Genomic DNA, 26,591 nt, shown 5'->3' on the forward strand with positions numbered 1-26,591 from the left:
CTGTCATGCCTGCTCGATCCGGATCATCGTCGGCGCCTCCAGCACGACCGGCAGGCCGGCGATCGTCGCAAGCGCCCGGCTCATCGCCCCTTCGGTGGCATCGTGCGTCGTGATGACCAGCGTCACCGGCTGCTCCGGATCGCGCCCGCGCTGGATCAGGCTCTCGATGGACACGTGCTGGTCGCGCAGCACCGCGGCAACGTCGGCCAGCACGCCGGGACGGTCGACGACCTCCAGCCGCAGGTAATAGCTGCCGATCAGGTCCTCGACCGGCGCCATCGGCCGGTCGGCCAATTCGCTTGCCGGCACGCCGAAGGTCGGCAGGCGCAGGCCGCGGGCGATGTCGATGATGTCGGCCACGACGGCCGAGGCCGTAGGGCCGGCACCGGCCCCACGTCCCTCGAAGACCGCGACCCCGACCCGGTCGCCCTCGACGGTGATGCCGTTGAACACGCCTTCCACCGCCGCGATCGGCGCACTCAGCGGCACCATGGCCGGATGCATGCGCAGCACCAGACCGGCTTCGGTCAGCCTGGCACTTCCCAGCAGCTTGATCCGGAAGCCCAACTGTCCGGCGAAGGCGATGTCGACCGGCTTGATGCCGCGAATGCCCTCGGGCCGCATGGCATCGAACCGCGGCAGGCAGCCGTAGGCCAGGCTGGCCAGCAGGCAGAGCTTGTGCGCCGCATCCACCCCATCCACGTCGAACGACGGGTCCGCTTCCGCGTAGCCCTTCTCCTGCGCCTCGGCCAGGACCGAAGCGAAGTCGCGGCCGGTCTCGCGCATGGTCGTCAGGATATAGTTGGACGTGCCGTTCAGGATGCCGGTGATCCGGCGGATCCGGTTGGCGGCCAGCCCTTCCCGCAGCGCCTTGACGATGGGAATGCCGCCGGCGACCGCGGCCTCGAAGGCAAGCGATACGCCCTGCTGTTCGGCCAGCCCGGCGAGCGTGGCACCTTGATGGGCGAGCAGGGCCTTGTTGGCGGTGACGACATGCTTGCCGGCGGCAAGAGCCGTGCGCACCACCTCCAGCGCCACCCCGTCCGATCCGCCGATCAGCTCGCAGACTAGGTCGATCTCGGGATCCACCGCCAGCTCGGCGGCGTTCTCGTACCAGCGGTAGCGGTCGAGCGGGATCCCGCGATCCTTGCGGCGCTCGCGCGCCGACACCGCGACGACCTCGAGTGTCCTGCCGGTCCGGCGGGCGATGACCGAGGCGTTCTCCTCGATGACGGCGGCGGTCGCCGCACCGACCGTCCCGAGCCCGGCAATGCCGATCTTCAGGGAGCTCATGCCGCCTCCAGCACCTGCGACGCCTTCGGCCCAAGGCCGCGACGCTGGAAGAACAGCCGGATGTTGCGGACCGCCTGGCGGAGACGCTGCTTGTTCTCGACCAGAGCCAGCCGGACATGGCCGTCGCCATACTCGCCAAAGCCGATACCGGGCGAGACGGCGACGTCTGCTTCCTCGATGAGCAGCTTGGCGAAGGCCAGCGAGCCCATTTCACGGAACGGCTCCGGGATGGGAGCCCAGGCGAACATGGTGGCGGGCGGGACCGGCACGTTCCAGCCGGCCTTGGCCAGGCCGTCGATCAGCACGTCCCGCCGTTCCTTGTACATCAGGCGGATCTTCTCGACGCAGTCCTGCGGGCCGTCCAGTGCGGCCGTGGCGGCCACCTGGATCGGCGTGAACGCGCCATAGTCGAGATAGGACTTGATCCTGGTCAGTGCTGCGATGAGCCGCTGGTTGCCGGCCGCGAAGCCGATCCGCCAGCCGGGCATGGAGTAGGTCTTCGACAGGGAGGAGAACTCCACGGCCAGGTCGAAGGCCCCATCCACCTCCAGGATGGACGGCGGCGGCGTGTCGAACCAGATCTCCGAATAGGCGATGTCGGACAAGATGAACATGTCCCGCGCCTTGGCGAACTTCACCGCCTCCTCGTAGAACTTCCGGTCCACCACCTTCGCGGTCGGATTCGATGGAAAGTTGAGCACCATCATGGTCGGCGCCGGCACCGAATGCTCCGCCGCATGCGCGATCTCACGCAGCAGGTCCGGCCCATCGCCCATCGGCACATGCCGGATCGCGGCACCGGCAATGATGAAGCCATAGGGATGGATGGGATAGGAAGGGTTCGGCACCAGGATCGTGTCGCCCGGCGCGGTGATCGCCTGGGCCAGGTTCGCCAGGCCTTCCTTCGATCCGAGCGTGACGCAGACTTCCCGTTCCGGATCGACCTTCACCCCAAAACGGCGCCCGTAATAGTTGGTCAGCGAGCGGCGCAGGCCAGGGATCCCGCGCGAGGTGGAATAGCGGTGGGTGCGGCCGTCGCGAACGGTCTCCACCAGCTTTTCCACGATATGCTTGGGTGTCGGCATGTCCGGATTGCCCATGCCGAGATCGATCACATCGCGCCCGGCAGCCCGCGCATCGGCCTTCAAGCGGTTCACCTCGGCGAACACGTAGGGAGGCAGGCGGCGTATGCGGTGGAAAGGCTGCTGCATCGAAGACGTCCCGGCAATCCCACAAGTGACCTGGTCGATCAGGCCCGCGGCCGTCTAGCACGAACGGCCCGGCCGCGACATGCGTTCGTCAACCGCTGGTAGGCAAGACCGATACGACGACCGCATCGTCCGGCCCCTGCGGGTCCGACCGGGCTTCGATGGCCTCCCTCGCCACGCCATGGTCGACGAGGTCGGCCACGACGGCACGGACGCGCTCGCTCGCCACCAGGGAACTGGCTGCGTGGGCCGCCACGGCAAGACGCCGGTCGCGCAACGCTCCCGGTGCGGTGACCTCGGCCAGCATCGATGCCAGGGCGTCATCGCTGGGTGCCGTGGCGGCGGGATCGAGCGGGAACGTCCAGCGCCGGCCGGCGGGAAGGGCTTCGCCGGCAAGTTGCGCGGCACCATCGCCCGCCTGGTCGGGCGTCACCACCACGGTCTCGTCCGTCGCACCACCGAACACGCCGGCCATGGCGCTGAAGAAGCCGGGCTCGGTGTCAGGCGCCGGCGTGCCGCCGATAGCCTCGACCACGTCGCCCCCGGTCAGGCCATCGGTCAGGGCCGGCCCGGGAGTCGGCGTCTGCCCGGTGCCTGGTGCCACCCTCACCTGCCCCTGGGCCGAATCCACCTCCGTCTCCAGACCTACCACGTCGTTCAGGAAGGAAGAGAAGTCGCCGCTGGTGTCACGTCGCTCGATGAGCACAACCTTCGATGGTGGCCGCACCGGCGCGGTGGCGGCCTCGGCGGCCGGTGGCTCGCCCGGCACGACGGCCGGCGAGGAGGGCGGCGGCGGGGGTGTGGCGCCATCGGTCGTACGGACGAGGTCGGAGGTGCGTTGCGCATATTCCATGTCGGCGACCAGACCCTGCTGGATCCGGCGCCGCTGCTCCACGGTGTAGCCAAGGGTCGGACGCGGCGGCACGTCGCGCAGGTCAGGATAGTTGTTCTCGGAAGGCTGTGCCGCGGCGGCCTTGGCGGCGTCCTCGGCGATCAGCCGGTCGACCGGGTCGTCCGGCTGATCCATGGGCGGTGAGGCGCAGGCACCGAGCAGGAACAGGACGACAGCCGCCGCCAGGCTCGACGCCATCGGTGCCGGGATGGTCGAGGCATCGCGTTCGATGGGGCTGACCGACATGTGACGCTCTTGGCGAGTGGGGACCCGATTCCAGCGCGGCAGCGTTGGCAGGCGCGGGCGCACTCGTCTACACGAGGCTTGGCGGTGGAGGCAAAGGTGCAAAGGTCGAATCCGGCATGAGCGACGAAGCGAAGACGGCTGTGAGCGATGAAGAACACATCGCCGCCATCCTGAGCGAGATCAACCAGCGCAGCCAGACGCTGGTCCAGGGCTTCCTGGAGCGTCAGAACCTGCTCGATCGGTCCCATCAGCCGAGCATGGACCCGGTCGGGCTGGGCAACGCCATGATGGCGCTGGGCACCAGGCTCTGGGCCAGTCCTGCTGAGGTGATGAGCGCGCAGTTCTCGCTCTGGCAGGACTATCTGCGCCTTTGGAACGCCACCACGTCGCGCATGCTGGGCGGCGACAATGACCCGGTGGTCGTGCCGGACCGTGCCGACCGCCGCTTCAGGGACGCGGCCTGGGAAGAGAACCCGCTGTTCGACTTCATCAAGCAGTCCTACCTCCTGACGTCCCGGTTCCTGCTCAAGACCGTCGCCGACACGGAAGGACTGGACGAGAAGACCCAGTCCAAGCTCGCCTTCTATACCCGCCAGTTCGTCGATGCGCTCGCACCGTCCAATTTCGTCGCGACCAATCCCCAGGTCTTGCGGGAGACCGTCGAATCCAAGGGCGAGAACCTGCTGAAGGGCCTAGCTCACATGCTGGAGGACCTGGAGCGGGGCAAAGGCCGGCTGTCGATTAGGATGACCGACCTGGACGCCTTCGTGATCGGCAAGAACATCGCGACCTCGAAGGGAAAGATCATCTACCAGAACGAGCTGATGCAGCTCATTCAGTACGATCCGACCACTCCCCAGCAATACAAGCGGCCGCTCCTGATCGTTCCGCCATGGATCAACAAGTTCTACATCCTCGACCTGCAGGCCAAGAACAGCTTCATCCGCTATGCCTGCGACCAGGGCTTCACCACCTTCGTGGTCTCCTGGGTCAACCCCGATGCGACGCTCGCGCACAAGGGGTTCGAGGACTATATGCAGGAGGGAATCCTGGCTCCGCTCGACGCGATCACCCAGGCCACGGGTGAAGAGGAAGTCAACGCCATCGGCTACTGCCTGGGCGGCACGCTGATGGCGGCTACCCTCGCCTACATGGCGACCAGAAAGGACAGCCGGATCAAGGCGGTCACCTTCTTCACGACCCTGGTGGACTTCTCGGAGCCCGGCGAACTGGGCGTGTTCATCGACGAGGAACAGCTCAAGGCCATCGAGGCCCAGATGGCCAAGACCGGCTATCTCGAAGGCTCGGAGATGGCGGCGACCTTCAACATGCTCCGGGCCAACGACCTGATCTGGTCGTTCGTGGTGAACAACTACCTCCTGGGCAAGGAGCCGTTTCCGTTCGATCTGCTTTACTGGAACAGCGACAGCACGCGCATGCCGGCCGCCATGCACAGCTTCTACCTGCGCAAGTTCTACCACGAGAACAAGCTGGTGGAGCCCGGCGGGATCTCGCTGTGCGGCGTGCCCATCGACCTGCGTCGGCTCAAGCTGCCGGTCTACATGGTGAGCACGCGCGAGGATCATATCGCGCCATGGAAGAGCACCTATGCCGCAACGCAGATCTACAAGGGCCCCAAGCGCTTTGTGCTGGCCGGCTCGGGGCACATCGCAGGCGTGGTGAATCCGCCGAATGCCGGCAAGTACAGCCACTGGGTGAACGACAAGCTTCCGGCCGATGCCGAAGAGTGGCTTGCAGGCGCCGAACACCGCCCCGGCAGCTGGTGGGACGACTGGTCCACCTGGAACGCCGCCAGGTCCGGCCCGCGCGTGGCAGCACGGATCCCCGGCACAGGCGGGCTTGCGCCGATCGAGGAAGCGCCAGGCAGCTACGTCAAGGCGCGGTCGGAGTAACCGGAGGATCGGCAGCTTGCCCCGGCTCCACATGGGTTGGCTCGATCGCATGTCGAGCCGACCTCGCCGCCACGCGAGGCCCATCGGGTTCGGGAAGGCGTTGGACTGTTCCTCCATCCGGCAGTGGATCAAGAAGCGGGTCCGGCCGGGGAACGGGCGGGCCGGCATGGGCCGAGACGTTGGGGCCGTCTTGCGCTTCGTGGGACCAGATGCTTTCCGCTCCCTCGGCAGAAGCGTCGCAAAGAGCTGCGTGGCCGGGCGCATCATCAAGCCGAGGTGCGGCCGGCACCTCACTTCTCCAGACCCAGCTCCAAGGAGTTGCTACGCGCCAACGGGTCGGCCGACCAAGCGCGGCCGGGCCGGGCCCAGTCGGGTATGGATCAAGGCATCGAGTTCCTTACCGTCGATCGCCCGTGAATAGATGAAGCCCTGGGCGGACTTGCAGCCCTCGCGAGCGAGCAGCGCCACCTGTTCCGGCGCCTCACCCCTTCGGCGGTGACAGCCAGCCCCTGCCCGAGCGCGATCACCGCCTTCACGATCGCTTCGGAACCAGGGTCCTGGGTGACGCGGGCGATGAACGACCGGTCGATCTTGATCCGGTCAAACGGGTAGCGCTGCAGAATGTAAAGGCTGGAATAGCCAGTCCCGAAATCATCCATCGCGATCCGCACGCCCAGCTTCTTCAGGCGCCGAATCACATCCAGAGCGCCGTCGGCATCGTCCAGCAGCGTGCTCTCGGTGATCTCCAGCTCGAGCCGCTCGGGCGGCAGACGGGCGCTGGACAACGCTTCCTCGACCATGATGGCCAGCCCCGGACGCCTGAACTGGACAGCCGACAGGTTCACCGCGACCGTGATGTCCGGCCATCTGGCGACATGGCGGCACGCCGTGAACAGGACGGTCCGCCCGATCGCGTCGATCAGCCCGGACTGTTCAGCCAGCGGAATGAACTCGCTGGGAGATATCGGGCCTCTGAGGGGATGGTCCCATCGCGCCAGCGCCTCGACACCTGTCACCATTCCCGTCTCGATGTCGACCTGCGGCTGGAACTGGACGCCGATGGCCTCCTGCTCGATGGCGCAGCGCAGTTCATGCTCCAGTTGCTTGCGAGCCTGCAGCCTCTCGTCCATCTCGGGCGCGAAGAAGCAGAACGTCCCGCGGCCTTCGGCCTTGGCCCTGTAGAGAGCGATGTCAGCATTCTTCAATAGCTGGCTGGGTGTCGTGCCGTCGGCGGGTGCGATCGCCCCGCCGATCGACAGGCCGATATGCACGGTGTGCCCATGCACGTCGAAGGCCGATGCCATGGTGGTCAGGAGCCGACGACAGATGGCTTCCACCTCGACGATGTCGTCGATCCTGCCCAGCAGGACGGCGAACTCGTCTCCGCCGGTCCGGCCGACGATGTCGGATCCGCGAACTGCCCGCAGCAGGCGGCCGGCCGCCTGGCGGAGGAGCTCGTCACCGGCATCATGCCCCCAGCTGTCGTTAACCTCCTTGAACCGGTCCAGGTCCAGGCAAAGCAGGACGGTCGCACGCCCGGGCTGGCTGCGCGAGAGCGCGCGCTCCAGTTCGCGCTGGACGAACACACGGTTGGGCATGCCGGTCAGCATGTCGTGCATCGCGTGATGCTGGAGCAGCGCGATCCCCTTGCGGTACGCCTTGCGCAGGATGAGGAAGCAGCAGCCGGTTGCCACCAGCAGCGCGGCCACCAGGAGCGGCATGGCGGCCGATACGATCTGCCAGCCATCCCTCTCCTGCCGCCAGGTGAGCAGGCCCAGCACCGTGCCGTCGACCGCCGTGAGCGGCACCATGTTGTCGGTCGGTGCCGCACCGGCGGCAAGGACAAGGTCGTCGATCAGGTAGTTCTGACCGATCCCGTCCAGCGCCTGCGGCGTGAGATAGCGGACGAACAGGATCACCGCCGGACGGCCATCCGCAGGAATGGACGTTCCTGCGCCCGACGTGACCGCGGCTGCGGCGGTCAGCGCGATCTGGCCGGACGCGCGCAGCAGACCGCTTACCGCCTGCGATGGTATCGAGGGGCTTTGCCTCGCCTGGTCAAGAGCTGTTCCAGACCGCTGTCAAGATCGATCGGGCTGCCCGGCGCCATGAGCTTGCCATTCACGAACGCGAAGCCGAGCCTGTCATCCGGCATCAGCAGATACTGGGCGTCGATCGCAAGGTTCTGGCTGACGCTCAGGCCGAGATTGTCCGCCAGCCACTGCGAGTTCGGAGGGTTCTGGCTGTTCTCGTAGAGTTCGCCCCAGTTCGCGTAGTCGCGGGCGTTGCGAGCCAATTCTCCCTCGCTGACGTCGATGGCGGTACGCAGAAGGGACTGCGAATCCCGGAGGTCCCCCTGGTCGTCGGCCTGCGCAATGATGGCCAGGCCGCCGAAGACGGCAAGGCAGGTGCATACGAGCATTGCCAGCAACTGACAGGCGGCAGGCCAGGCATTCGTCGATGCAAATCTGTTGTCCGAGACCTTGTCCGCCACCATGACCAGCTGCCCACCACCCTACCTGCGCATCCGCGCCAGTCTGGCTCCGTCACGTAAAGATAACGTTACCGGCTGCAGGACCGTTCGGCAGCTCAGGCGCGGGGCGATCGCTCCCTGTCCGCAGGAGACGAGGCGCCCAGCAGGGCAGCCTGCCCGACTTCGCTCAAGCCGTAGACGCCACGGCCGACACGCAGGAACCAGCCATAGACGTTCCGGCGCAGGATCGCGGATGCATCCGAGACCGTAGCTTTGAGGTCACGGAGACGCCCCGGTCCTTCCGCCAGGGCGGCTGCGCAGGTGAGCGCGCGCTGGCGGTAAGCGGTCATCACCGGCCCCCTGCTAACCCCGCCGGCCATCGGATCACCCCGACGGCGGCGATGCTCCTCGACCAGCCGGGATCGCCTTTTTGGATCCTTGCGCGGGAACGCGGCAGCGGGATCAACGAGAAGGTGGACCGATCCATCCAGGCCGATCCCGAGCATGCCGAACCCGAGACGGCGACAGAGCTGGCGGAAGCGCCGGTCGGCTTCCCGTCCCCGGCCGCGCACGGACAGGCGGGCGGCCAGCCAGATCTCGTCGCCGGCCACAGCTCGGTCCACACCCTGCAGGACGAGTTCCAGGTTGAAGCTGAGCTTGAGCTCGCCGATCACGACGACCGGCGGATCTTCACCCTTGATCGCGACCAGGTCACAGCCGCCGATCTCGCCCTTGACCGTGAAGCCGAGCCCTTCGAGGAACTGCTTGACCGGCCGGTAGAGCGAGGTCTCCAGGATTGCCTCCGATCGGGCCTCACCTCCGCCACCTTTCCAGCAGGCAAGCACGGACAACGATCAGACAGCATGAAGCCGTCAGCACCCTTTGGGGTGCACGTTCGCTTGCAGACTTTATCGGTGAAAGAAGATGATGGAGCGGGCGAAGGGATTCGAACCCTCGACCCCAACCTTGGCAAGGTTGTGCTCTACCCCTGAGCTACGCCCGCGTCCTTGGGTGGCCGGGTGATTAGACAAAAAACTAGGGGGCCGCAAGCCCCCTGCTCGGCAAGCTGCAGGGCTCTTGTATCGGCATGATGCCGCCGCCATCTTCGGTAAACGTACGGCGGAGGGGGCTCTGCCGATCTGTACATCTTCTTCCCTGGTGAGGCGTCATGGCGTTGTTCGGTACCGGCACGGCTCCGGCTCCGGCACAGGCGAACGGCGACGGCTGGATCGTCGACGGCAGTCTGGAGACCTTCTCCAGGGACGTGATCCAGTCCAAGGTCCCGGTCCTGGTCGACTTCTGGGCTACCTGGTGCGGCCCGTGCAAGCAGCTCACCCCTCTCCTCGAGAAGGTGGTGAAGAATGCGCGTGGCAAGATCAGGCTCGTCAAGATCGACATCGACAAGAATCCGGAGATCGCGCAGCAGTTCCGGATCCAGTCGGTCCCGACGGTCTATGCGTTCGTCAACGGCCAGCCGGTCACCGGCTTCCAGGGTGCCCAGCCGGAAAGCCAGATCAAGGCGCTGGTGGACCAGCTCCTGAAGATGGCCAGCGGGGCCGGTGGTGCGGGCGGTCCCGATGAGATCGAAGCGGCCATGGCCGAGGCCAAGGCCATGGCCGAAGCGGGCGATGTTCAGGGTGCCGCCGCCATCTATGGCGAGGTGCTGCAACTGGAGGCCGAGAATCCTGCAGCGCTGGGCGGCATGGCACGCTCGCTGGTGGCGCTCGGCGACATCGAGAGCGCCGAGCAGGTGCTGGCGCAGGCCCCCGCCACGCTCGCCAACAACGCGGAGATCACGGGTGCCAAGGCCGCCCTGGCGCTGGCCAAGGAATCTGGCGATCTGGGCGATCCCATGTCGCTGATGGCCCGCGTGCAGGCGGATCCCACCGACTTCGACGCGCGCTGCAAGCTCGCGACCCTCATGTTCCTGCGCGGCCAGGTCGAAGCGGCCATGAACGAGCTGCTCGACATCATCCGGCGTGAGCGGAGCTGGGAGGACGATCGGGCACGCAAGCAGCTCGTGAAATTCTTCGATGCCCTGGGCGCCAAGCATCCGGCCACGCTTAAGGGCCGTCGTCAGCTGAGCTCGGTACTGTTCTCCTGATGGGCACCTCGGTCGAGAGCCTGCCGGTCCATTTCCCGATCTTCCCGCTCGCGGGTGCCCTGCTGCTGCCGGGCGGCAACCTGCCGCTCAACATCTTCGAGCCGCGCTACCTGGCAATGGTCCGGGACGCGATGCAGACCCACAAGATCATCGGGATGGTGCAGCCGCGGCCCGAGCAGGAGAATGAGCGTTCCCCCAAGGTCTACGATGTCGGCTGTGCCGGCCGGATCACCCATTTCGAGGAAACCGACGACGGCCGGTTCCAGATCGCTCTGACCGGCGTGTGCCGGTTCGACATCGTCCAGGAGCTGGACTGTGGGACGCTCTACCGGCAGATCCATGCCGACTTTCGCCGTTGGCTGGGCGACCTGGAGCCGTCCGAGCCGGCGATCGAACTGCGGGCGGCACTCCTGGACGCGCTCAAGCAGTTCCTGGATGCCCATGAGCTGGCCGCCGAGTGGTCAGGCATCGAGCAGGCGCCCATGTCCGGCCTGGTCACGTCGCTCGCGATGATCTGCCCGTTCGAGCCCTCCGAGAAACAGGCGCTGCTGGAAGCGGAAAACCTCGACCGGCAGACCGACATCCTCACCGCGCTGATGCGGATGGATGCGCTGACCACACCCGGCGGCACGCCCACGCAGATGCATTGATCGTCCATCGCCTCCGTCCGAGTTCAAGATGCCCCTCTCGCAGGTTCCTCCCTCACCGCCGCAGGGCGCCCCGGTCGATCCCCACCTGCTGGCGATTCTGGTCTGTCCGTTGACCAAGACCCCGCTGCGCTACGAGCGGGCGACCAATGAGCTGGTCAGCGACAAGGCCGGCCTGGCCTTTCCCATCCGCGACGGCATCCCGATCATGCTGGTCGACGAGGCACGCCGGATCGACGAGGATCCCTATCCGCCGATCCCCGCCGAGTTGCGCCCGTGAACGCCAAACCCGATTCCTGGCCACGTCAGATCAGGATCACGCCTGGCGCACGTGCGCTGGAGATCGACTTCGACGATGGCGCCAGCTTCTTTCTGCCGGCGGAATATCTGCGGGTCGAAAGTCCGTCCGCAGAGGTGCAGGGTCACGGGCCCAGCCAGAAGGTCATCGTGGCCGGCAAGCGCGACGTGACCATCACCGGCGTCGACCCGGTCGGCAACTATGCCGTCCGCATCATCTTCTCCGACGGCCATACGACCGGCATCTATGCCTGGCCGACCCTCTACAGGCTGGGCCGCGAGCATGACCGGCTCTGGCCGGCCTATCTGGAAGCGCTGGCGGCCCGCAGGCTGGCCCGCTGAGCACGCCAGCAGTCGAGCCCGGCCTTGCCAGAGCCGTTCTCTGGCAGACCTTCATCGTCCAGATCCTGGCGGCCATCGCCATCTTCACGGTGCCGGTGCTGGCAACCGAAATTGCGCGCGACCTCGACCTCGACCCGGTGCTGGCCGGCCTCTACACGGCGACCCTGTTCGGCGGCGCCATCCTTGGTTCGGCCGCGGCCGGCCGGATCGCCCGGGCCGTCGGGGCATTCGCCGGCAGCCTCGGTTCCCTGCTGATCATCGGCATCGGCATCGCCCTCCTCTCGAGCGGCTGGATGACCATGCTGGCCCCCGCCGTGATGCTGGCCGGCTTCGGCTACGGTCTCGTCAATCCCACCGCCTCCGCCCTGCTGGTCCGCGTCACCCCGCCGGAGCGGCGCGGCTGGGTATTCTCCGTCAAGCAGACCGGGATCCCGCTGGGCAGCGCCGTGGGCGGCTTCCTGGCTCCACCGGTCGCCCACCTGATCGGTTGGCAGGCGACGCTCTTCGGCATTGCGGTCGCCTGCGTTCTGGCGGTGTTCCCGTTCATCGCCAGCGCCAGGAGGAGCCTGCAACTGGAGCGGCAGCCGGCGGGCGTCCGCTCGGCCGGCGGCATTCAGCTGCTGCGGACCCATCGATCGCTGCTGGTCCTGGCGATCGGCTCCTGCGCGTTGGGTGCCCTGCAGCTCTGCCTGGCCACCTTCCTCACCGCCCATCTCGTCCTGAGCGGGCAACTCGACCTCGTGACGGCGGGTCGCGTGTTCGCCTGCTCGCAGATCGCCGGCGCGGTGGCGCGGCCGCTTTGGGGCAAGGTCTCCGATCTCTCCGGCTCGGCCGGCGGCACGCTCTGCCTGATCGGCATCCTGGGGTCGGCAGCCGGATTTCTGACGGCTGGTCTCGCACCGGCATGGCCGCTTTCTGCGATGGTCGCCCTGGCCACCTTCTTCGGTGCCACGTCGCTGGCCTGGAACGGCGTGTTCTTCGCCGAAATCGTGCGGATCGTCCGTCCCGAGGAGGCGGCGGCGGCCACGGGCGGCGCACAGTTGTTCACCTATACGGGGATCATGAGCGGACCTCTTCTGTTCGCGGCGATAGCCTCGCTTGCGGGCACATTCGGCCCTGCCTACGCTGTGCTCGCGGCCGTGGCACTACCTGGTGCGATCGCCATCGGATGGATGGCCGGCCCGAGCAGGCGGTTTCGATGACGGACGAGGTGAGGCAGGAGGGCTATCTGACCGAGGTGCAGGGCGCGGAGAGCCCGGCCACGTCGCCCGTCATCCTCGTCCAGTTCCCGCCGGTCTGGGGCCGCAACTTCAGCCCGTTCACCTTGAAGCTGGAGACCTGGCTGCGCCTGGCGCGGGTCCCCTACACGGTCCGCTTCCAGCGCAACCCGTCCTTCTCGCCGAAGGGGAAGCTGCCCTACATCATCGACCGGGGCCGCCGCGTCGGCGACAGCGGCCTGATCATCGAGCATCTCAAGCGCAGCCGGCTGATCGACCCTGACGCTTGGCTGAACGCGAGGCAGCTCGCCGAGAGCCTGACCCTGCAGCGGACCTTCGAGGATCACCTATACCATGCGCTGGTCTATGCCCGCTGGGTCGACCCCGAAGGCTGGCTCTCGATGACCAAGGTCGTCTCGGCGACCTTCCCGGCTCCCTTCGACCGGGTCGTGGGGCCCCTCCTGCGCCGCAAGATCACGAGCAGGCTGCGCGAGCAGGGTCATGCCCGGCACAGCGCTCGCGAGATCTATGCCATGGCCAGGGAGGATCTGGCCGCCGCCTCGATCATGCTGGGCAGCCGGCGCTTCTTCATGGGCGAGCAGACCTCGACGATCGACGCCGTCGCGTTCGGCTTCCTGTCCAACATCCTGCTCGTCCCGATGGAAACGGAGCTGCGCCGGATCGCCGACGACTTCCCGAACCTGCGGCGCTTTTGCGAGCAGATGGATCTGGGCCTGGAGCGCGCCTCCTTGCATGCCGAGGCGAACCCGGTCCATACCCCCGTCGGCGCCTGACCGGAAAGCCTGCATGACGAATGTTCCACGACGGCCCATGATCGGGCTTACCCTTGACGCCGAGCCGGCGGGCGGCTGGTCGAAGCTGCCCTGGTACGCGCTGCGCCAGAACTATTTCGAGGCGGTGACCGCGGCCGGCGGCCTGCCCGTGGCGCTTCCCCATGAGCCGGAGCTTGCGGCGTCCTATGCCGACTCGCTGGACGGGCTGATCGTCACCGGTGGCGCATTCGATGTGGATCCCTCCCTGTATGGTGCCACGGAGAAGCATGCGACGGTCACGACCAAGGACCGGCGCACCCGCTTCGAGTGGGCGATCACCCGGGAAGCGCTGGCGCGCGACCTGCCGATCCTGGGCATCTGCGGCGGCCAGCAATTGCTGAATGTCGTCATGGGCGGCACGCTGATCCAGCACATCCCCGACAGCGTGCAGGACGCCCTTGCCCACGAGCAGCCGAACCCGCGGACGGAGCCTGGCCACGACGTCGTCGTGGAGCCCGGCAGCCTCCTGCACGACATCACGGGTGCCGGCATGCTGCCGGTGAACAGTGCGCACCATCAGGCGGTGGACCGGCCAGCACCGGGCCTGGCCGTGACGGGCCGGGCGGCCGACGGGGTGATCGAGGCGATCGAGGACCCGGGCCGGCGCTTCCTGCTGGGTGTCCAGTGGCACCCTGAATACGCCATCTCCGAAGGCGACCGGGCGATCTTCCAGGCATTCGTGGCGGCCGCGCGCGAGCACAGGCCATGAAGAAGGCGGGCCGCGAGCGGGTCGCCAAGCGTATCGCCAGGGCCGGCGTCTGCTCCAGGCGGGATGCCGAGCGGCTGATTGCCGAGGGCCGGGTGTCGGTGGATGGCAAGGTGCTCCAGTCGCCGGCCTTCGATGTCGGCCCCGAATCGTGGATTGTGGTGGACGGTAAGCCGCTGCCGGTCGCCGAGCCGACCCGGCTGTTCCGTTACCACAAGCCGAGGGGCGTGCTGACCGCGGCGCGCGACCCGGAGGGCAGGCCCACCATCTACGACCGGCTGCCGCCCGACCTGCCCAGGCTGGTCCCGGTGGGCCGGCTTGACATCGGCTCGGAAGGATTGCTGCTCCTCACCAATGACGGCGAGCTGAAGCGCAAGCTGGAGCTTCCTTCGACCGGGTGGACGCGCCGCTATCGCGCTCGGGTCCATCGCCTGCCCGAGCCCGAGCAGCTGGCCCGGCTGTTGGCGGGCATCACCGTCGACGGGATCACCTATGGCCCGATCCAGGTCACCGTCGACCGTAGCCAGGGCGACAATGCCTGGGTGATGGTGGCGTTGAAGGAAGGCAAGAACCGTGAAGTCCGAAGGGTGATGGAGTATATCGGCCACCCCGTGAGCCGATTGATCCGGATCGCCTACGGGCCATTTCAGCTGGGCCAGTTGCCCAGAGGCGAGGTCGACGAAGTGAATCCGAAGGTCGTTCGAGAACAGATGGGCGCAGCCGCCCCCAAGGCGGTCCGCCGCGATCCGAACCGCCGCGCATGAGGATCATTGCCGGAACCCATCGCGGCCGCAGGCTCGAGACCTTCGAGGGCGACGATGTTCGGCCCACGGCCGACCGCGCGCGCGAGGCCCTGTTCAGCATCCTGACCTCCCGCCAGGCGATCCTGGACGCGGCCGTCCTCGACCTGTTCTGCGGCACCGGTGCGCTGGGGCTGGAGGCGCTGTCCCGAGGTGCCGCCGAGGCGACCTTCGTGGACAACGATCCCGCCGCCATCGCGCTCGTGCGCAAGAATATTGCCACCTGCAAGGAATCGGGCCGGACGCGGGTGATCCGCTCGGACGCCACGAAGCTCGGCGCCTCGGACCGGCAGTTCAACCTGGTCCTGCTCGACCCGCCCTATGGCAAGGAACTGGTCCGGCCGACGATCGAGCGGCTGATGGCGGGCGACTGGCTTGCCGTGGGCGCCCTGATCGTGGCCGAGATCGGGCGCAAGGAGGATCCGCCGGAGATCGAGGGGCTGCACCTTTCCGACCTGCGCCGCTATGGAGCCGCCAAGTTCGCGTTCTACGAGCCGGGTGCAGCCCCTGGATGATCCGTCGGCTCCTCGCCCTCTGCCTGCTCGCGCCCCTGCCCGCGAGTGCCTTCGAGCTAGGCTTCCCCGTCGCCTGCACCCCCGGGACGGATTGCTGGATCATCCACTACGTGGACCACGACAGAGGTCCAGGCATTGCCGACAGCTTCTGCGGCCCGATGACCTATGACGGGCATGACGGCACCGATATCGGCCTGCGTGACGAGGCGGCCATGCGTGCCGGCGTCGAGGTGGTGGCCTCCGCGCCGGGCGTGGTGAAGGCGGTACGCGATGGCGTGCCGGACGTGACCGTCGAGGAGGGCGGCCTGGAAGCGGTGAAGGGGATCGACTGCGGCAATGGCGTCGTCCTCCAGCACGACGAAGGCTGGGAGACCCAGTACTGCCACATGCGCAAGGGCAGCATCGCCGTACGTCCGGGCGACAGCGTGGCCGCGGGCGATCGGCTGGGCCTGGTAGGCCTGTCCGGCATGACTAGTTTCCCCCACCTCCACCTCACCGTCCGCCGGGACGGCAACGAGCTGGATCCCTTCCATGGAACGGGGCTCGCCGATGCCTGCAGCGCGGCCGGATCGCCGTTGTGGCGACCGGAACTCGCAGCAGCGCTCACCTACCAGCCCTTGGCCATGCCTGTCCTGGGGGTGGCGGATGGCCCGGTGAGCGGCGAGGCCGTATGGGAAGGCGACGCGGCGGCGGCCCGGCTCTCGGCCGGCTCGCCTGCCCTTGTCGTGTTCATGGGCGCCTATGCGCTTCGCGAGAACGACCGGATCGAACTGTCGCTGGTGTCGCCGGACGGTCAGGTCGTAGCGGACCGCCAGGAGATCCAGGAGCGGGACCAGGCCAGGACGATGCGGTTTGCCGGCAGGAAGCGCCCGCCCGAAGGCTGGCTGCCTGGGAGCTGGAAAGCCAGGGCGGCCGTCACGCGGAACGGCAAGACCTATGTCCAGGTGCAGGGCTTCGAGGTGCTGCCCTAGCCGGCCGGCTCAGTAGAGGCGCCCGCCATTGGGCACCGCCCGCTCCACCGCCGCCAGCACAACCCGTCCTTCCGCGTCCGGAAAACCCAGCACCAGGACCTCGGACACGACCCTGGCGATCTGGCGCGGCTTGAAATTGACCACGGCCGCCACCTGCCGCCCGACCAGATCTTCCGGCTGGTAGAGGTCGACCAGCTGTGCCGAGCTTGTCTTGGTGCCGATTTCCGGGCCGAAATCGACGCGCAGCTTGTAGGACGGCTTGCGTGCCGCCTCGTTGGGCTCGCACCCGACGATCGTGCCGACGCGGATGTCGATCTTCAGGAAGTCGTCGAACTCGACCGTCACCCGCGTGCCTTTCCTAGACCGCCAACAAAGAACGGCGGCCGGTTGGCCGGCCGCCGTTCAGCAGTTCGATCAGGAAGGAAGGAGGGTCAAGCAGCCTTTTCGTAGGCAGCCTTCATCTCTTCGATCTGCTCGACCGCGCGGTCGTTGAGCAGGCGGAAGGCCTCGCCCTGCGACTTCGAGACGACGTCGCCCAGCTCCTTGGCCTCCGAGATGATCTTCTCGAACGCCTTCTTGGACGCATCGACCTGCTTTTCCATGCCGGCCTTGCCGTCACGCTCCGCCAGCAGCGATTGCATGAGGCTGGTCGCCTCCGACATGGTCTGCTGGAACAGGGTGACCTGGCGCTGGTAGACGGTCTGGACACCGTCCACGAGCGCGGCCTGGGCCTTGAAGAAGGTCTCCATGTTCTTCTGCTGCTGCGCGAACAGCAGGTCGAACTTCGGCATGTTGCCGCCAAAGGCCTTCGGGTCGAAGCCGAGCTTGGCCGGATCAAAGCTGAACTTGCTCGGATCGAAGCCGAACTTGGCCGGGCTGAACGCGAAGGTCTTGGGGTCGAAGCCCATCTTCTGGGCGAACTCGGCCTGCGCCTTCGTGAACTGGTCGAATGCGTCCATCATCGGGCGGCCGGCCTTCTCAGCGGTGGCAGTGGCGGTGGCGGCAGGGGTAGCGGCGGGCGCCGCGGCCTGCGCTGCATCGGCGGCAGCCTTTGGGGCTTCAGCCGGCGCCGCCAGCGTCTTCAGCACCGCAGCCTCGACACCGGGGGCCGCCTTGTCGGCACCCTTGGTCGCCTTCGGAGGGCTGATCTCGCTCATCACTTCACCTTCCGCAAAAAGCGCTTCATCGTCGTGCCGATGTCGCGCTACAGCGTCTCTACGTCAAGTTTTATTGTGCACCGCAGCATGAACAGTCCTGCATCATCCTGCCGCAGGTGCAGGCGCCGCTGCCTTTCGCTTGGGCATGAAACGACGCAGGCTCTGCGCCGTCCGCTCCATCCGCGCCAGGCCCTTGTCGAGCTCCGATAGCGTACGGCCCTGCTCGGGATCGTCGTCGCGCATCCATACGCGCAAGACCCGGACGTAGAGCAGCCCGACCGCATGCCTGGCGAGCAGCGTGCCTGGACCATGAACACCGGCCGCATCGACGAGTTCCATGACCGCCCGGCTCAGATTGCCGAAGCCTACCATCGCCGTCTCGAGATCACCTCGCGAATCGCGCCCGATCTTCCGCAGCGCCACCTTGTAAGGCTTCATCGCATCCAGGCGCCGCATGATCAGCTCGAACAGCCGCTCGCGCGGGTTCAGCTCTTCCAGCTCCTGTCCGGACAGGTCCAGCATCTGGGAATCGAGACGTCTGCCCAGCGCGTTCAGCACGGCGGCCCGCGACGGAAACTGCTTGTACACCTCCGACACCGACACGTTCAGCTCCCGGGCCAGACCCGGCAGGGTGAAGCTCGACCAGCCATCCGCCTCGATCATCGCCATGGCCGTGTCGAGCAGATCGCGGGCGCTGGTGTCAGGCTCCGGTGCGACGGGCTCCGGCGCAGGCTGCTGCTCGATCAGGGTCGCCTGCTCGTCGTTCGGCTGCTGCGGAACGCTGTTCGCACCGCTCTTCGACCGCCTCGCCATTTCCGTTCCCTCCGGATCGGACGGCTCAGCCCAGCTCCACCGAGCGCTTGGCTGCCGCCGCGATCGCCTTGTCGAACAATTGCTGAATGCCGTCCTCGCCCATCAGCACCGCCAGGGCTTCCTGGGTCGTCCCGTTCGGGCTGGTGACGTTCTGGCGCAACTGGGCAGCCGGCTCGGGCGACAGCCGTGCCAGCTCGCCGCTTCCCGACACAGTAGTACGTGCGAGCCGCATGGCCAGATCTTCGGGCAGACCGAGTTTGGCAGCGGCCGCCGCCATCACCTCGATCAACAGGAACACATAGGCGGGACCGCCACCCGACATGGCGGTGACCACGTGCATCAGGTCCTCGTCGTCGATCCAGTCCGTGGTGCCGACCGCCGCCATCAGCCGCTCGGCCAGCTCGCGTTGCTCCGGGCGGACGTTGGCATTCGCCACCAGCACACTGGCACCACGTCCGACGGCGGCCGGCGTGTTCGGCATTGCCCGGACAACCGGCGTGTCGGACCCGAAATAGCCCTCGTAGGCGGCGATCCGCTTGCCGGCGGCGACCGACAGGACGAGGCCGCCCTTTGCCACGAAGGGACGAAAGCCGGGCGCTGCCGCGTCCATCATCTGCGGCTTGACGGCGAGCACGGTGACGTCGGGCACGAAGTCGGCCGGCAGCTTGTCAGCCGAGAACACCCAGGTGACGCCACGCGGAACGCCGGCCGTGGCGCCGGGCTCCACCACCATTGCATTGGCCGGGTCCACCCCGGCCACCATCCAGCCATTGAGCATGGCGGAGCCCATCTTGCCGCACCCGACCAGCAGGACCCTGGCGCTGCCGAGGCCCCCCTGCTGGTCGATGCTCAAGCCTCGCCCTCCGTCTCGAGCAGCGCCGCCAGCATGGCATCAGCCGGCTTCTTGCCGCCCCAGACCACGAACTGGAACGCCGGGAAGAAGCGATCGCATTCCCCAAGCGAGATATCGATCACGTCCTCGATGACCTCCATCGAAGGCAAGGCACTTTCGCGCACCAGCACGCCGTGACGAAACACCGGCAGGTCCTCGTCCGACCACAGGTCGAAATGCCCGAGCCACAGCTTCTCGTTGGCGAGTGCCAGCAGCTGCCGAATCTGCTCGCGTTTCTTCGCCGGCACCTTGAGGTCGAGCGCCGTCGTGAAATGCAGGATCCACAGTTCGGGATTCCAGGTCACCATCACCTGATAGCGACACCAGGAGCCCGGCACCTCGATCGTCAGCTCGTCATCGTCCTTGCGGGCGCAGGCCCATTCGCGGACCTGGGCCAAGTGTTCGATCATTTCGAGTGGATTGGAAGCAAGCTCGTCGTCGTCTTCCGCCACTTCAGAGCGCATCATCGTCAATGGCTTCTCCTGACGAATGGATCCGATAACGGATCCGAGAACAACAAAAGGCGTCGGGCGCGCTCCGGCCCGAACATGCCTCAGGCGTTGCAGGCTCGCAACGCGTCAGCCATGACTATCCGTTGGATCAGGCGATTTCGGATGCAGGGTTCTCCAGGGCCGCCACGCGTGCTTCCAGCGCAGCGATCCGCTCCATGAGGCGATCCTGCTCGTCGCGTGACTTTTGTGCCATCGCGCGCACGGCTGCCACTTCGTCGGCGGTGGGCAGGTCCATCTCGGCCATCAGCCGCTCGACACGCTCCTTCACGCGCGTCTCGACCTCTTCCTTCACGGCCCCGAACGTGCTCACCGCTCCGCTCGCCACCTTGGCCAGATCGTCGAACAACCGGCTCGTGGTCTGCATCTCGTCCTCCATCAGCGACGGCTACGTTCATTCCGCTATATGGGTCTTTCTCGCCTGCCGCAAAGGCCACGATGTCCGGCCGGTTCCATCCGCACCGCTTGAAGCGCTGGGCTTGAAGGGGCATGACCAGCCGTGACCCGGCTTGCTGGAATGCCCTTTGCCCCCGATCCTCGCCCTGCCATTCCCGTCCATCGACCCCGTCATCGTCCAGGTCGGCCCGTTCGCGCTGCGCTGGTACGCGCTGGCCTACGTGGCGGGGCTGCTGCTCGGCTGGTTCCTGACCAAGCGTCTGGTGACGCGGCCTGGCTGGCGGATCACGCCGGAGGACGTGGACGACCTCCTCTTCTACATCACGCTGGGCGTGATCCTGGGCGGACGGCTGGGCTATGTGCTGTTCTACAACCTGCCGAGCTACCTAGAGGACCCGGCCCAGATCCTGATGGTCTGGCAGGGCGGCATGTCGTTCCATGGCGGGCTGATCGGCGTCCTGATCGCGATGGGCTGGTTCGCCCGCTCGCGTAGGGTGCCGTTCCTCGACGTGGCCGATGCCGTGGCGGCGGTGACGCCGGTGGGGCTGCTGTTCGGCCGCATCGCCAACTTCATCAACGGCGAGCTGTTCGGCCGGGTGACCGACCTGCCGTTCGGCGTCGTCTTTCCCCATGGCGGCCCCGAGCCGCGCCATCCGAGCCAGCTCTACGAGGCGTTCCTGGAAGGCCTGGTGCTCCTGGTCATCGTGCAGTGGATCGCGAGGTGGCCGCGCACGCCGCAGAACGCCGGCCTGATCGGCGGCGTCTTCCTGTTCGGCTATGCCGTGGCGCGATTCACGGTCGAGTTTGCCCGCGAGCCCGACGCGCAGCTGGGCTACCTGCTGGGCGGCCTGACCATGGGCCAGCTGCTCTGCCTGCCCATGGCGGCGTTGGGCCTCTGGCTGATCCTGCGGACCCGGGCGGTGGCCAGGGCGGCATGAGCGAGCAGCTCCTCCAGCTGCTGCGGCGCAAGGTCGAGGCCGATGGGCCGATCCGCCAGGACGAATGGTGGCAGATCTGCCTCTACCATCCCGGCCATGGCTACTACGCGACGAAGATCCCGCTGGGTGCAGACTTCATCACCGCACCGGACATCTCCCAGCTCTTCGGTGAGCTGATCGGTCTGGCCCTGGCGCAGTGCTGGCTCGATGGCGGAGCGAAGCAACCTGCGACGCTGGCCGAGATCGGCCCCGGCAAGGGCACCTTGATGGCGGATGCCTGGCGCGCCCTCGGAGTCGTGCCGAATGCGCGCGAGGCGCTGGCGCCGCTGGCCCTGGTCGAGGTCAGCGCGTCGCTGCGCGCCTTCCAGACCAACCGGCTGCGCGGGCTGCCCGTGCGCTGGTTCGACGCGCTGGATCAGGTTCCCATGGCCGGCCCGACCTACCTCGTGGCCAACGAGCTGTTCGACGCCCTGCCGGTGCGCCAGTTGGTACGCCTGTCCGGCCGCTGGTTCGAGCGCAAGGTGGGTGTGAGCGGCAGCGGCCATCTGGGCCTGCTGCTGGATCCCCGCCCCTCGCCGCTCACCTCCTCCCTGCCGGATTCGCCGGATGGGGCCGTACACGAGATCTCGCCGGCCAGGGAACGGATGGCCGCTTCGGTCGGTCAGCGGCTGGTGGCCAGCGGCGGCGCTGCTCTCCTGATCGATTATGGCGAGATGTACGATGGAGCCACCGGCGACACGATCCAGGCAGTGCGCGGCCATCGCAAGGTCTCGGACCCCTTCGAGTTGCCCGGCGAGATCGACCTTACCAGCCGGGTCGACTTCAACCCGATCGTCCGTGCCCTGCAGGCAGCCGGCTGCACCGTGGCTGGCCCGATCACGCAGGGCGAGTTCCTGCGCAACCTCGGCATCGAGGTCAGGACCGAGGCGCTGGCCAATGGCCTCGACGCCGCGCAGGCGGCTGACCTCCGCAACCGCACGAACCGCCTGATCGACCCGCGCCGCATGGGCCGTCTCTTCAAGGTCCTGGGAGTGGCGCCCGCCGGCCAGCCCCTGCCCCCTGGCTTCCCGGCCGAGGAACGCCCTGCATGAGAACCACGACCGTGCTCCTCGACGCCTGCCAGGGCATCCGGCACGGCTTCTTCGGCCGCCAGGGCGGCACCAGCGCTGCACCCTATGACAGCCTGAACATGGCCCTGCGCACCGGTGACCAGCGCGAGCACGTCCTGGCCAACCGCCGGATCGTCGCGGAATCCCTGGGGGCGGAGCACCTGGTCGTCGCCCGCCAAGTCCACGGCACCACCACCGTCCGCGTCGCCGAGCCCTGGGCCGCCGACGACGCGCCCGAAGCCGACGCGCTGGTCACCACGGTGCCCGGCCTCGCCATCGCTGTCACCACCGCCGACTGCGCGCCCATCCTCCTCTGCGACCCCCACGCCCGCGTCGTCGGCGCCGCCCATGCCGGATGGAAGGGTGCGCTGGACGGGATCGTCGAGAGCGTGGTCGCCGCCATGGCCGAGGCCGGCGCCGATCCGGGCCGCATCGCGGCTGCCGTCGGCCCCTGCATCCAGCGCCGCTCCTATCAGGTCGGCCCGGAGTTCGAGGCGCGCTTCCTGGAAGCCGACCCGGCCTCGGAGAGCTTCTTCACCGTTGGCCGCGGTGGCCGGCCCTATTTCGACCTGGAGTCCTATGTCTGCCTGCGCCTGAGCCGGGCGGGCGTGACAATGGTCCAGGCGAGTGGATTGGACACGGTGGCAGAGCCGGGCCGCTTCTTCAGCTACCGGCGGGCGACACTGGCAGGTGGGGGACCATTCGGGACTCAGGCGAGCGGGATTGTCATCGCCTGAACAAAATGCCTCGCATTCAGACAAGCTTCGATTTGTCTGAAGCAGTTCAAACTTTATTTTCTCGACCCATTTGCGCAAGCATGCCGTTATAAATCTCGATAGCGTCGTTGTATTTTCCTGCTATCTCGACTGAAGCTCTTTTGTTACTTATGATATTATCTATCTCATAAAGCAGAGTTTGTTCAACGACTTGAATCAGAGATGTAAGGCGGCTTATGTCTTTCTGCTCAAAACTCTCGATTTGTTCCTTGGCAAGAATATTTTCAAGCATGCTCTTTATTCCTGGATCTTTATGTAGTGGCTGAATTTCATTTTTTACTTTTGACTCCCATAGCAAATAATGCACTCGATAGATAATAGCTCTAGCAATAAAGAATAAAAACCATAGTCTCTCAGAGAGAAAAGGCCGAAGAGACTCGACTTGAACAATTTCATCAGAAGAAATTCTTTTGTGATTTATTGGCTCAACGTCTTTTATCCCATCAAAAATGAACTTATGTTCCATAGCGGAATCTAGTTCAACATCCCCCATTATATCATATACTATAGATATTGACGGCATGCTGCTTTTTATTCTGAGATAGGCGTTCCATAATTTCCCTGCTGCTTCCGCCTTCCTTTCATACAAAGCAGAATGAGAAGAACCCAGATGGCTTACCATCGACTGCAGCAATAATATCTGGTTATTAAGATCCGCTTTTGCGTTCTCAAGCTTAGTAGCCGTAAGCAGTTTATCTTTTTCATGGATACGATTTATCCAAATCTTACTTAAAAACAAAAACAAGCCCTGCAGAACTACTTGCATACTGCCAATGCTTCTATTATTGACATATTGTTCCTGCCCCAATATCGGGTCTACTTGGTTACACTCCATATGTAAATTTTTTATCCTAATGAAGTAGTTCCGCATCCGAATGAGGGCTATTCCCCCGACTGGAGCAGCAATCCCCGCCGTCGCACGGACTGGAACAGCAGCGTGTACACACCCGCCGCGATCGCCAGCCACACCGCGAGCATGGCGAGCGCCCAGAAAAACAGCCCGGTATCGAACCGTCCGTCGACGACCACGGCTCGCATGCCCTCGAACACCGCCCCCGTCGGCAGGCACCAGGCGATCGTCTGGAGCCATTGGGGCAGGGTCTCGATCGGGTAGAACACGCCCGAGATCGGCTGGATCAGGAAGATCGCGGCCCAGGCCAGGCTCTCCGCCCCCATGCCCAGGCGCATGACCGTGCCCGAGATCATCAGGCCGATCGCCCAGCCGAAGCCCATCAGCACCGCCATGAACGCGATCGTCGACCAGCCGAGCGCGCCGCCGATCCAAAAGCCGTGGATGGGGATCGCCAGCAGTGCAGCACCACCCACGCCCAGCATCACGCGGATGAGCGCGATGAGGAAAACCGCGATCACGTGCTCGTAGGGGCGCAGCGGGCTTGTGAAGAGATGGCCGAAATGGCGGGCATACATCTCCTCCAGGAAGCCCAGGCTGACGCCCAGCTGGCCGCGGAACAGGACATCCCAGAGCAGCACGGCCGACAGGAAGATCCCGGCCGCATTGGCGACCAGCGAGCTCTCGGTGGCAAGGAATCGTGTGATGAACCCCCACAGGATCACCTGCACGGTCGGCCAGTAGACCAGGTCCAGGAGGCGCGGCCACGACGCGGTCAGGAGGTACCAGTGACGGCGGAACACGCCGCGGATCCGGCGCAGCGACAAGGTGAGCGCGCTCAAGCTTCCTCCATCGCCCGCGAGCGCCCGCGGGCGATGTCCAGGAAGACCTCCTCCATGTCCTCGCGGCCGTAGCGCTCCAGCAATTGTGCCGGCGAGCCCTCCGCCACCAGCTTGCCGGCCTTCATCATCACGACATGGTGCGCCAGCCGCTCGACCTCGTTCATGTTGTGCGAGGCCAGCAGCACCGCCGCCCCCCGCTCCTGCTGGTACGCGGCCAGCATTCCGCGCAGCCGGTCCGCCGTGTCGGGATCGAGCGAGGCCGTGGGCTCGTCCAGCAGGAGAAGGTCCGGCCGGTTGATCAGCGCCTTGGCCAGCACGACCCGGGTCTTCTGACCGGCCGAGAGCCGCCCGGTCGGCCGGTCGATGAAGGAGCCAAGGTCCAGCCGCTGGGTCAGCTCGTCGATCCGCTGCCCCGTGTGCGGGATCCCATAGAGGTCGGCGTAGACCTTCAGGTTCTGCCGCACGGTCAGCCGAAGCGGCAGGTCCACATAGGGTGAGGAGAAGTTCATCCGCGGCAAGAGGCGGTTGCGTGCCTTGGGCATGGGCAGGCCGAAGATCTCGATCCGGCCGGCAGACGGCGCCAGCAGACCCAGCAGCATCGCGATCGTCGTGGTCTTGCCGGCGCCGTTCGCGCCCAGCAGGGCGGTGGTGCGCCCGGCCGGGATCGTGAAGCTCAGCCCGTCCACCGCCACGACCTGGCCATAGCGCTTGACCAGGTCCTGCACGCGAACCGCAATGGCTTGCATCACTGCGCGAGCCCTTCGGCGCGGTAGAACTCGGCAGCACCCGGATGGACCGGCACGTTCATGCTGTCGAGCGCGTGCTCCAGGCTGAGGTCCGCCAGCCTTGGATGGACATCGCGCAGGAAGGCCTGGGACTGCGGGTGCCAGAAGGCGGCGGTGATGCCACGGACGAGGTCGCCCGGCACGTCGGCCGAGACCAGCCAGAGCGCGCGGAGCGCCACGGTGGGGCTTGCATAGGTGCCTGCATAGGTGCCGGCCGGGATGGTGGTGCGGCGGAAGAACGGGTGGTTGTCGAGGAGGCGGTCCAGAGGACCGCCATCGATGCGCACGAGCTGCGCGTCCAGCGACGTGACCGCCTCGGTGACCACCTCGACCGGTGCGCCGGCCACCAGGAACATGGCTTCAAGCGTGCCGACCCGCATCCGGCCGAGCGCTTCGACCGCATCGATCTCGACCAGCAGCACGTCCTTCTCGGTCAGGTCGAACGCCTTCAGCAGCTCCCGCACACTGACCGCCGTGCCGGATCCCTTGGACCCGATCGCCACCCGCTTGCCGCGCAGGTCCTCCAGGCGTGCGATGCCTGACGTCGGCGCCACCACCAGATGCAACGCCTCATCGAACAGCGAGCAGATGCCGCGCAGCTTCTGGAAGGCCGGCCGATTCGCGAACGGCCCTGCTGCATTGGCGGCGTAGTAGGCGATGTCGGCCTGCGCGAACCCGCTCTCCACCTCGCCGCTCTCGATCGCGTCGACATTCTCGACGGAGCCGCGTGACGACTGCACCAGGGCGACAAGGCCTTCCACGCCGCAGCCCCCGCCTTCCACGCAGGGGCGCCCGCCGGTCGGCGCGCCGATCACCCCCGCAATCGCGGTGCCGATTGGGTAGTAGGTGCTCGTCGGGGCACCGGTGCGGATCCGGAAGAAACCCTGTGCCTGCCCAGGCGACGGCAGATGGGTGAGCCCGGCGACCGCACCGAGCGAACCCAACACCATGCGGCGGGACAGGAACATCGCGTCCCTCGGAACTACGTGTGACGGCTAGGAGATAGTTCCCGGCCCCCACCCTGCCAAGGCGAAACGCCCGATATCGGGGTGGTTGCTGCCGGGCTG

Annotated in this window: 30 protein-coding genes and 1 tRNA gene; 14 read left to right on the forward strand and 17 right to left on the reverse strand. The window is 66.5% G+C overall.

Going from position 1 to position 26,591, the window contains the following annotated elements; translation table 11 throughout:
• Positions 1–3: 3 nt before the first annotated feature.
• The 3 genes from VHL31_RS20835 to VHL31_RS20845 form a co-directional block, all read right to left on the reverse strand.
• Complete coding sequence (locus VHL31_RS20835) at positions 4–1,293, reverse strand: homoserine dehydrogenase (protein WP_329663161.1); 1,290 nt, start codon at positions 1,291–1,293, stop codon at positions 4–6.
• Positions 1,290–2,504 carry an LL-diaminopimelate aminotransferase gene (locus VHL31_RS20840; RefSeq protein ID WP_329663162.1) on the reverse strand — a complete coding sequence of 405 codons (1,215 nt, stop codon included), beginning with the start codon at positions 2,502–2,504 and terminating at the stop codon, positions 1,290–1,292. Before VHL31_RS20840 ends, VHL31_RS20835 begins: the two co-directional genes overlap by 4 nt.
• A gap of 88 nt (positions 2,505–2,592) precedes the next feature.
• On the reverse strand, positions 2,593–3,639 hold the full coding sequence (locus VHL31_RS20845) for a hypothetical protein (RefSeq protein WP_329663163.1): 1,047 nt from the start codon (positions 3,637–3,639) through the stop codon (positions 2,593–2,595).
• 116 nt (positions 3,640–3,755) lie between these two features.
• Here VHL31_RS20845 and VHL31_RS20850 point away from each other — a divergent pair, with 116 nt between their 5' ends.
• Positions 3,756–5,552, forward strand: coding sequence for a class I poly(R)-hydroxyalkanoic acid synthase (locus tag VHL31_RS20850; RefSeq protein ID WP_329663164.1), 1,797 nt, complete (start codon positions 3,756–3,758; stop codon positions 5,550–5,552).
• Positions 5,553–5,932: 380 nt separating this feature from the next.
• Here VHL31_RS20850 and VHL31_RS20855 read toward each other — a convergent pair whose 3' ends face one another.
• The 4 genes from VHL31_RS20855 to VHL31_RS20870 all read right to left on the reverse strand — a co-directional run bounded on the left by VHL31_RS20855 (position 5,933) and on the right by VHL31_RS20870 (position 9,028).
• Positions 5,933–7,471, reverse strand: a complete 1,539-nt coding sequence (locus VHL31_RS20855) for a putative bifunctional diguanylate cyclase/phosphodiesterase (RefSeq protein WP_329663165.1) — start codon at positions 7,469–7,471, stop codon at positions 5,933–5,935.
• 98 nt (positions 7,472–7,569) lie between these two features.
• Complete coding sequence (locus VHL31_RS20860; RefSeq protein ID WP_329663166.1) at positions 7,570–8,049, reverse strand: CHASE4 domain-containing protein; 480 nt, start codon at positions 8,047–8,049, stop codon at positions 7,570–7,572.
• 92 nt (positions 8,050–8,141) lie between these two features.
• A complete protein-coding gene (locus tag VHL31_RS20865) occupies positions 8,142–8,819 on the reverse strand; it encodes a DUF2161 domain-containing phosphodiesterase (protein WP_349262510.1) in 678 nt (225 codons plus the stop codon).
• 134 nt (positions 8,820–8,953) lie between these two features.
• A tRNA-Gly gene (locus tag VHL31_RS20870) sits at positions 8,954–9,028 on the reverse strand.
• Between the two features lie 165 nt (positions 9,029–9,193).
• Here VHL31_RS20870 and trxA point away from each other — a divergent pair.
• From trxA to VHL31_RS20920, 10 genes are all read left to right on the forward strand, one after another.
• The gene (gene trxA / locus VHL31_RS20875) at positions 9,194–10,129 is read left to right on the forward strand and encodes a thioredoxin (protein ID WP_329663167.1); all 936 of its coding nucleotides are present in this window, start codon (positions 9,194–9,196) and stop codon (positions 10,127–10,129) included.
• Entirely contained in the window at positions 10,129–10,779 is a 651-nt protein-coding gene (locus tag VHL31_RS20880) for an LON peptidase substrate-binding domain-containing protein (protein WP_329663168.1), read from the forward strand. The genes trxA and VHL31_RS20880 overlap by 1 nt, the downstream gene beginning before the upstream one ends.
• Positions 10,780–10,807: 28 nt before the next feature.
• Positions 10,808–11,056: a Trm112 family protein gene (locus VHL31_RS20885; protein WP_329663169.1), complete on the forward strand. Its 249-nt coding sequence runs from the start codon at positions 10,808–10,810 to the stop codon at positions 11,054–11,056.
• The gene (locus VHL31_RS20890; protein WP_329663170.1) at positions 11,053–11,415 is read left to right on the forward strand and encodes a DUF971 domain-containing protein; all 363 of its coding nucleotides are present in this window, start codon (positions 11,053–11,055) and stop codon (positions 11,413–11,415) included. Before VHL31_RS20885 ends, VHL31_RS20890 begins: the two co-directional genes overlap by 4 nt.
• 62 nt (positions 11,416–11,477) lie before the next feature.
• Positions 11,478–12,617 (forward strand): MFS transporter, encoded by a 1,140-nt coding sequence (locus tag VHL31_RS20895; RefSeq protein WP_329663209.1) that lies wholly within the window; start codon positions 11,478–11,480, stop codon positions 12,615–12,617.
• Positions 12,614–13,426 carry a glutathione S-transferase family protein gene (locus tag VHL31_RS20900; RefSeq protein ID WP_329663171.1) on the forward strand — a complete coding sequence of 271 codons (813 nt, stop codon included), beginning with the start codon at positions 12,614–12,616 and terminating at the stop codon, positions 13,424–13,426. The genes VHL31_RS20895 and VHL31_RS20900 overlap by 4 nt, the downstream gene beginning before the upstream one ends.
• 13 nt (positions 13,427–13,439) lie before the next feature.
• Positions 13,440–14,174: a gamma-glutamyl-gamma-aminobutyrate hydrolase family protein gene (locus VHL31_RS20905; RefSeq protein WP_329663172.1), complete on the forward strand. Its 735-nt coding sequence runs from the start codon at positions 13,440–13,442 to the stop codon at positions 14,172–14,174.
• Complete coding sequence (locus tag VHL31_RS20910) at positions 14,171–14,935, forward strand: pseudouridine synthase (protein WP_329663173.1); 765 nt, start codon at positions 14,171–14,173, stop codon at positions 14,933–14,935. Before VHL31_RS20905 ends, VHL31_RS20910 begins: the two co-directional genes overlap by 4 nt.
• On the forward strand, positions 14,932–15,486 hold the full coding sequence (rsmD, locus tag VHL31_RS20915; protein WP_329663174.1) for a 16S rRNA (guanine(966)-N(2))-methyltransferase RsmD: 555 nt from the start codon (positions 14,932–14,934) through the stop codon (positions 15,484–15,486). The genes VHL31_RS20910 and rsmD overlap by 4 nt, the downstream gene beginning before the upstream one ends.
• Positions 15,483–16,457 (forward strand): M23 family metallopeptidase, encoded by a 975-nt coding sequence (locus VHL31_RS20920; RefSeq protein WP_329663175.1) that lies wholly within the window; start codon positions 15,483–15,485, stop codon positions 16,455–16,457. The genes rsmD and VHL31_RS20920 overlap by 4 nt, the downstream gene beginning before the upstream one ends.
• 9 nt (positions 16,458–16,466) lie before the next feature.
• On the opposite strand, the gene VHL31_RS20925 is transcribed toward VHL31_RS20920, so the two are convergent.
• The 6 genes from VHL31_RS20925 to VHL31_RS20950 form a co-directional block, all read right to left on the reverse strand.
• On the reverse strand, positions 16,467–16,802 hold the full coding sequence (locus VHL31_RS20925) for a tRNA-binding protein (protein ID WP_329663176.1): 336 nt from the start codon (positions 16,800–16,802) through the stop codon (positions 16,467–16,469).
• Between the two features lie 86 nt (positions 16,803–16,888).
• Positions 16,889–17,614 carry a phasin family protein gene (locus tag VHL31_RS20930; RefSeq protein WP_329663177.1) on the reverse strand — a complete coding sequence of 242 codons (726 nt, stop codon included), beginning with the start codon at positions 17,612–17,614 and terminating at the stop codon, positions 16,889–16,891.
• Between the two features lie 102 nt (positions 17,615–17,716).
• On the reverse strand, positions 17,717–18,427 hold the full coding sequence (locus VHL31_RS20935; RefSeq protein WP_329663178.1) for a helix-turn-helix domain-containing protein: 711 nt from the start codon (positions 18,425–18,427) through the stop codon (positions 17,717–17,719).
• A 25-nt stretch (positions 18,428–18,452) separates the two neighbouring features.
• Positions 18,453–19,280: a pyrroline-5-carboxylate reductase gene (proC, locus tag VHL31_RS20940; RefSeq protein ID WP_329663179.1), complete on the reverse strand. Its 828-nt coding sequence runs from the start codon at positions 19,278–19,280 to the stop codon at positions 18,453–18,455.
• Positions 19,277–19,786: a YbjN domain-containing protein gene (locus tag VHL31_RS20945; protein WP_329663180.1), complete on the reverse strand. Its 510-nt coding sequence runs from the start codon at positions 19,784–19,786 to the stop codon at positions 19,277–19,279. Before VHL31_RS20945 ends, proC begins: the two co-directional genes overlap by 4 nt.
• Before the next feature lie 133 nt (positions 19,787–19,919).
• Positions 19,920–20,195 (reverse strand): accessory factor UbiK family protein, encoded by a 276-nt coding sequence (locus VHL31_RS20950; RefSeq protein ID WP_329663181.1) that lies wholly within the window; start codon positions 20,193–20,195, stop codon positions 19,920–19,922.
• Positions 20,196–20,352: 157 nt separating this feature from the next.
• Between VHL31_RS20950 and lgt the strand changes: the two genes are divergently transcribed.
• From lgt to pgeF, 3 genes are read left to right on the forward strand one after another with little or no spacing between them, the layout of a single operon-like run.
• Positions 20,353–21,162: a prolipoprotein diacylglyceryl transferase gene (gene lgt / locus VHL31_RS20955; RefSeq protein ID WP_329663182.1), complete on the forward strand. Its 810-nt coding sequence runs from the start codon at positions 20,353–20,355 to the stop codon at positions 21,160–21,162.
• Positions 21,159–22,253: a class I SAM-dependent methyltransferase gene (locus tag VHL31_RS20960; protein WP_329663183.1), complete on the forward strand. Its 1,095-nt coding sequence runs from the start codon at positions 21,159–21,161 to the stop codon at positions 22,251–22,253. The genes lgt and VHL31_RS20960 overlap by 4 nt, the downstream gene beginning before the upstream one ends.
• Positions 22,250–23,008, forward strand: a complete 759-nt coding sequence (gene pgeF / locus VHL31_RS20965; protein ID WP_329663184.1) for a peptidoglycan editing factor PgeF — start codon at positions 22,250–22,252, stop codon at positions 23,006–23,008. The genes VHL31_RS20960 and pgeF overlap by 4 nt, the downstream gene beginning before the upstream one ends.
• 46 nt (positions 23,009–23,054) lie before the next feature.
• Here pgeF and VHL31_RS20970 read toward each other — a convergent pair whose 3' ends face one another.
• From VHL31_RS20970 to VHL31_RS20985, 4 genes are read right to left on the reverse strand one after another with little or no spacing between them, the layout of a single operon-like run.
• Positions 23,055–24,014, reverse strand: coding sequence for a hypothetical protein (locus tag VHL31_RS20970; protein WP_329663185.1), 960 nt, complete (start codon positions 24,012–24,014; stop codon positions 23,055–23,057).
• Positions 23,930–24,739, reverse strand: coding sequence for an ABC transporter permease (locus VHL31_RS20975; protein WP_329663186.1), 810 nt, complete (start codon positions 24,737–24,739; stop codon positions 23,930–23,932). Before VHL31_RS20975 ends, VHL31_RS20970 begins: the two co-directional genes overlap by 85 nt.
• The gene (locus tag VHL31_RS20980; protein WP_329663187.1) at positions 24,736–25,485 is read right to left on the reverse strand and encodes an ABC transporter ATP-binding protein; all 750 of its coding nucleotides are present in this window, start codon (positions 25,483–25,485) and stop codon (positions 24,736–24,738) included. The genes VHL31_RS20975 and VHL31_RS20980 overlap by 4 nt, the downstream gene beginning before the upstream one ends.
• A complete protein-coding gene (locus tag VHL31_RS20985) occupies positions 25,485–26,492 on the reverse strand; it encodes a TAXI family TRAP transporter solute-binding subunit (RefSeq protein WP_329663188.1) in 1,008 nt (335 codons plus the stop codon). Before VHL31_RS20985 ends, VHL31_RS20980 begins: the two co-directional genes overlap by 1 nt.
• Positions 26,493–26,591 lie beyond the last annotated feature (99 nt).

This window comes from Geminicoccus sp. (assembly GCF_036263595.1).
In the GTDB taxonomy this organism is placed as follows: domain Bacteria; phylum Pseudomonadota; class Alphaproteobacteria; order Geminicoccales; family Geminicoccaceae; genus Geminicoccus.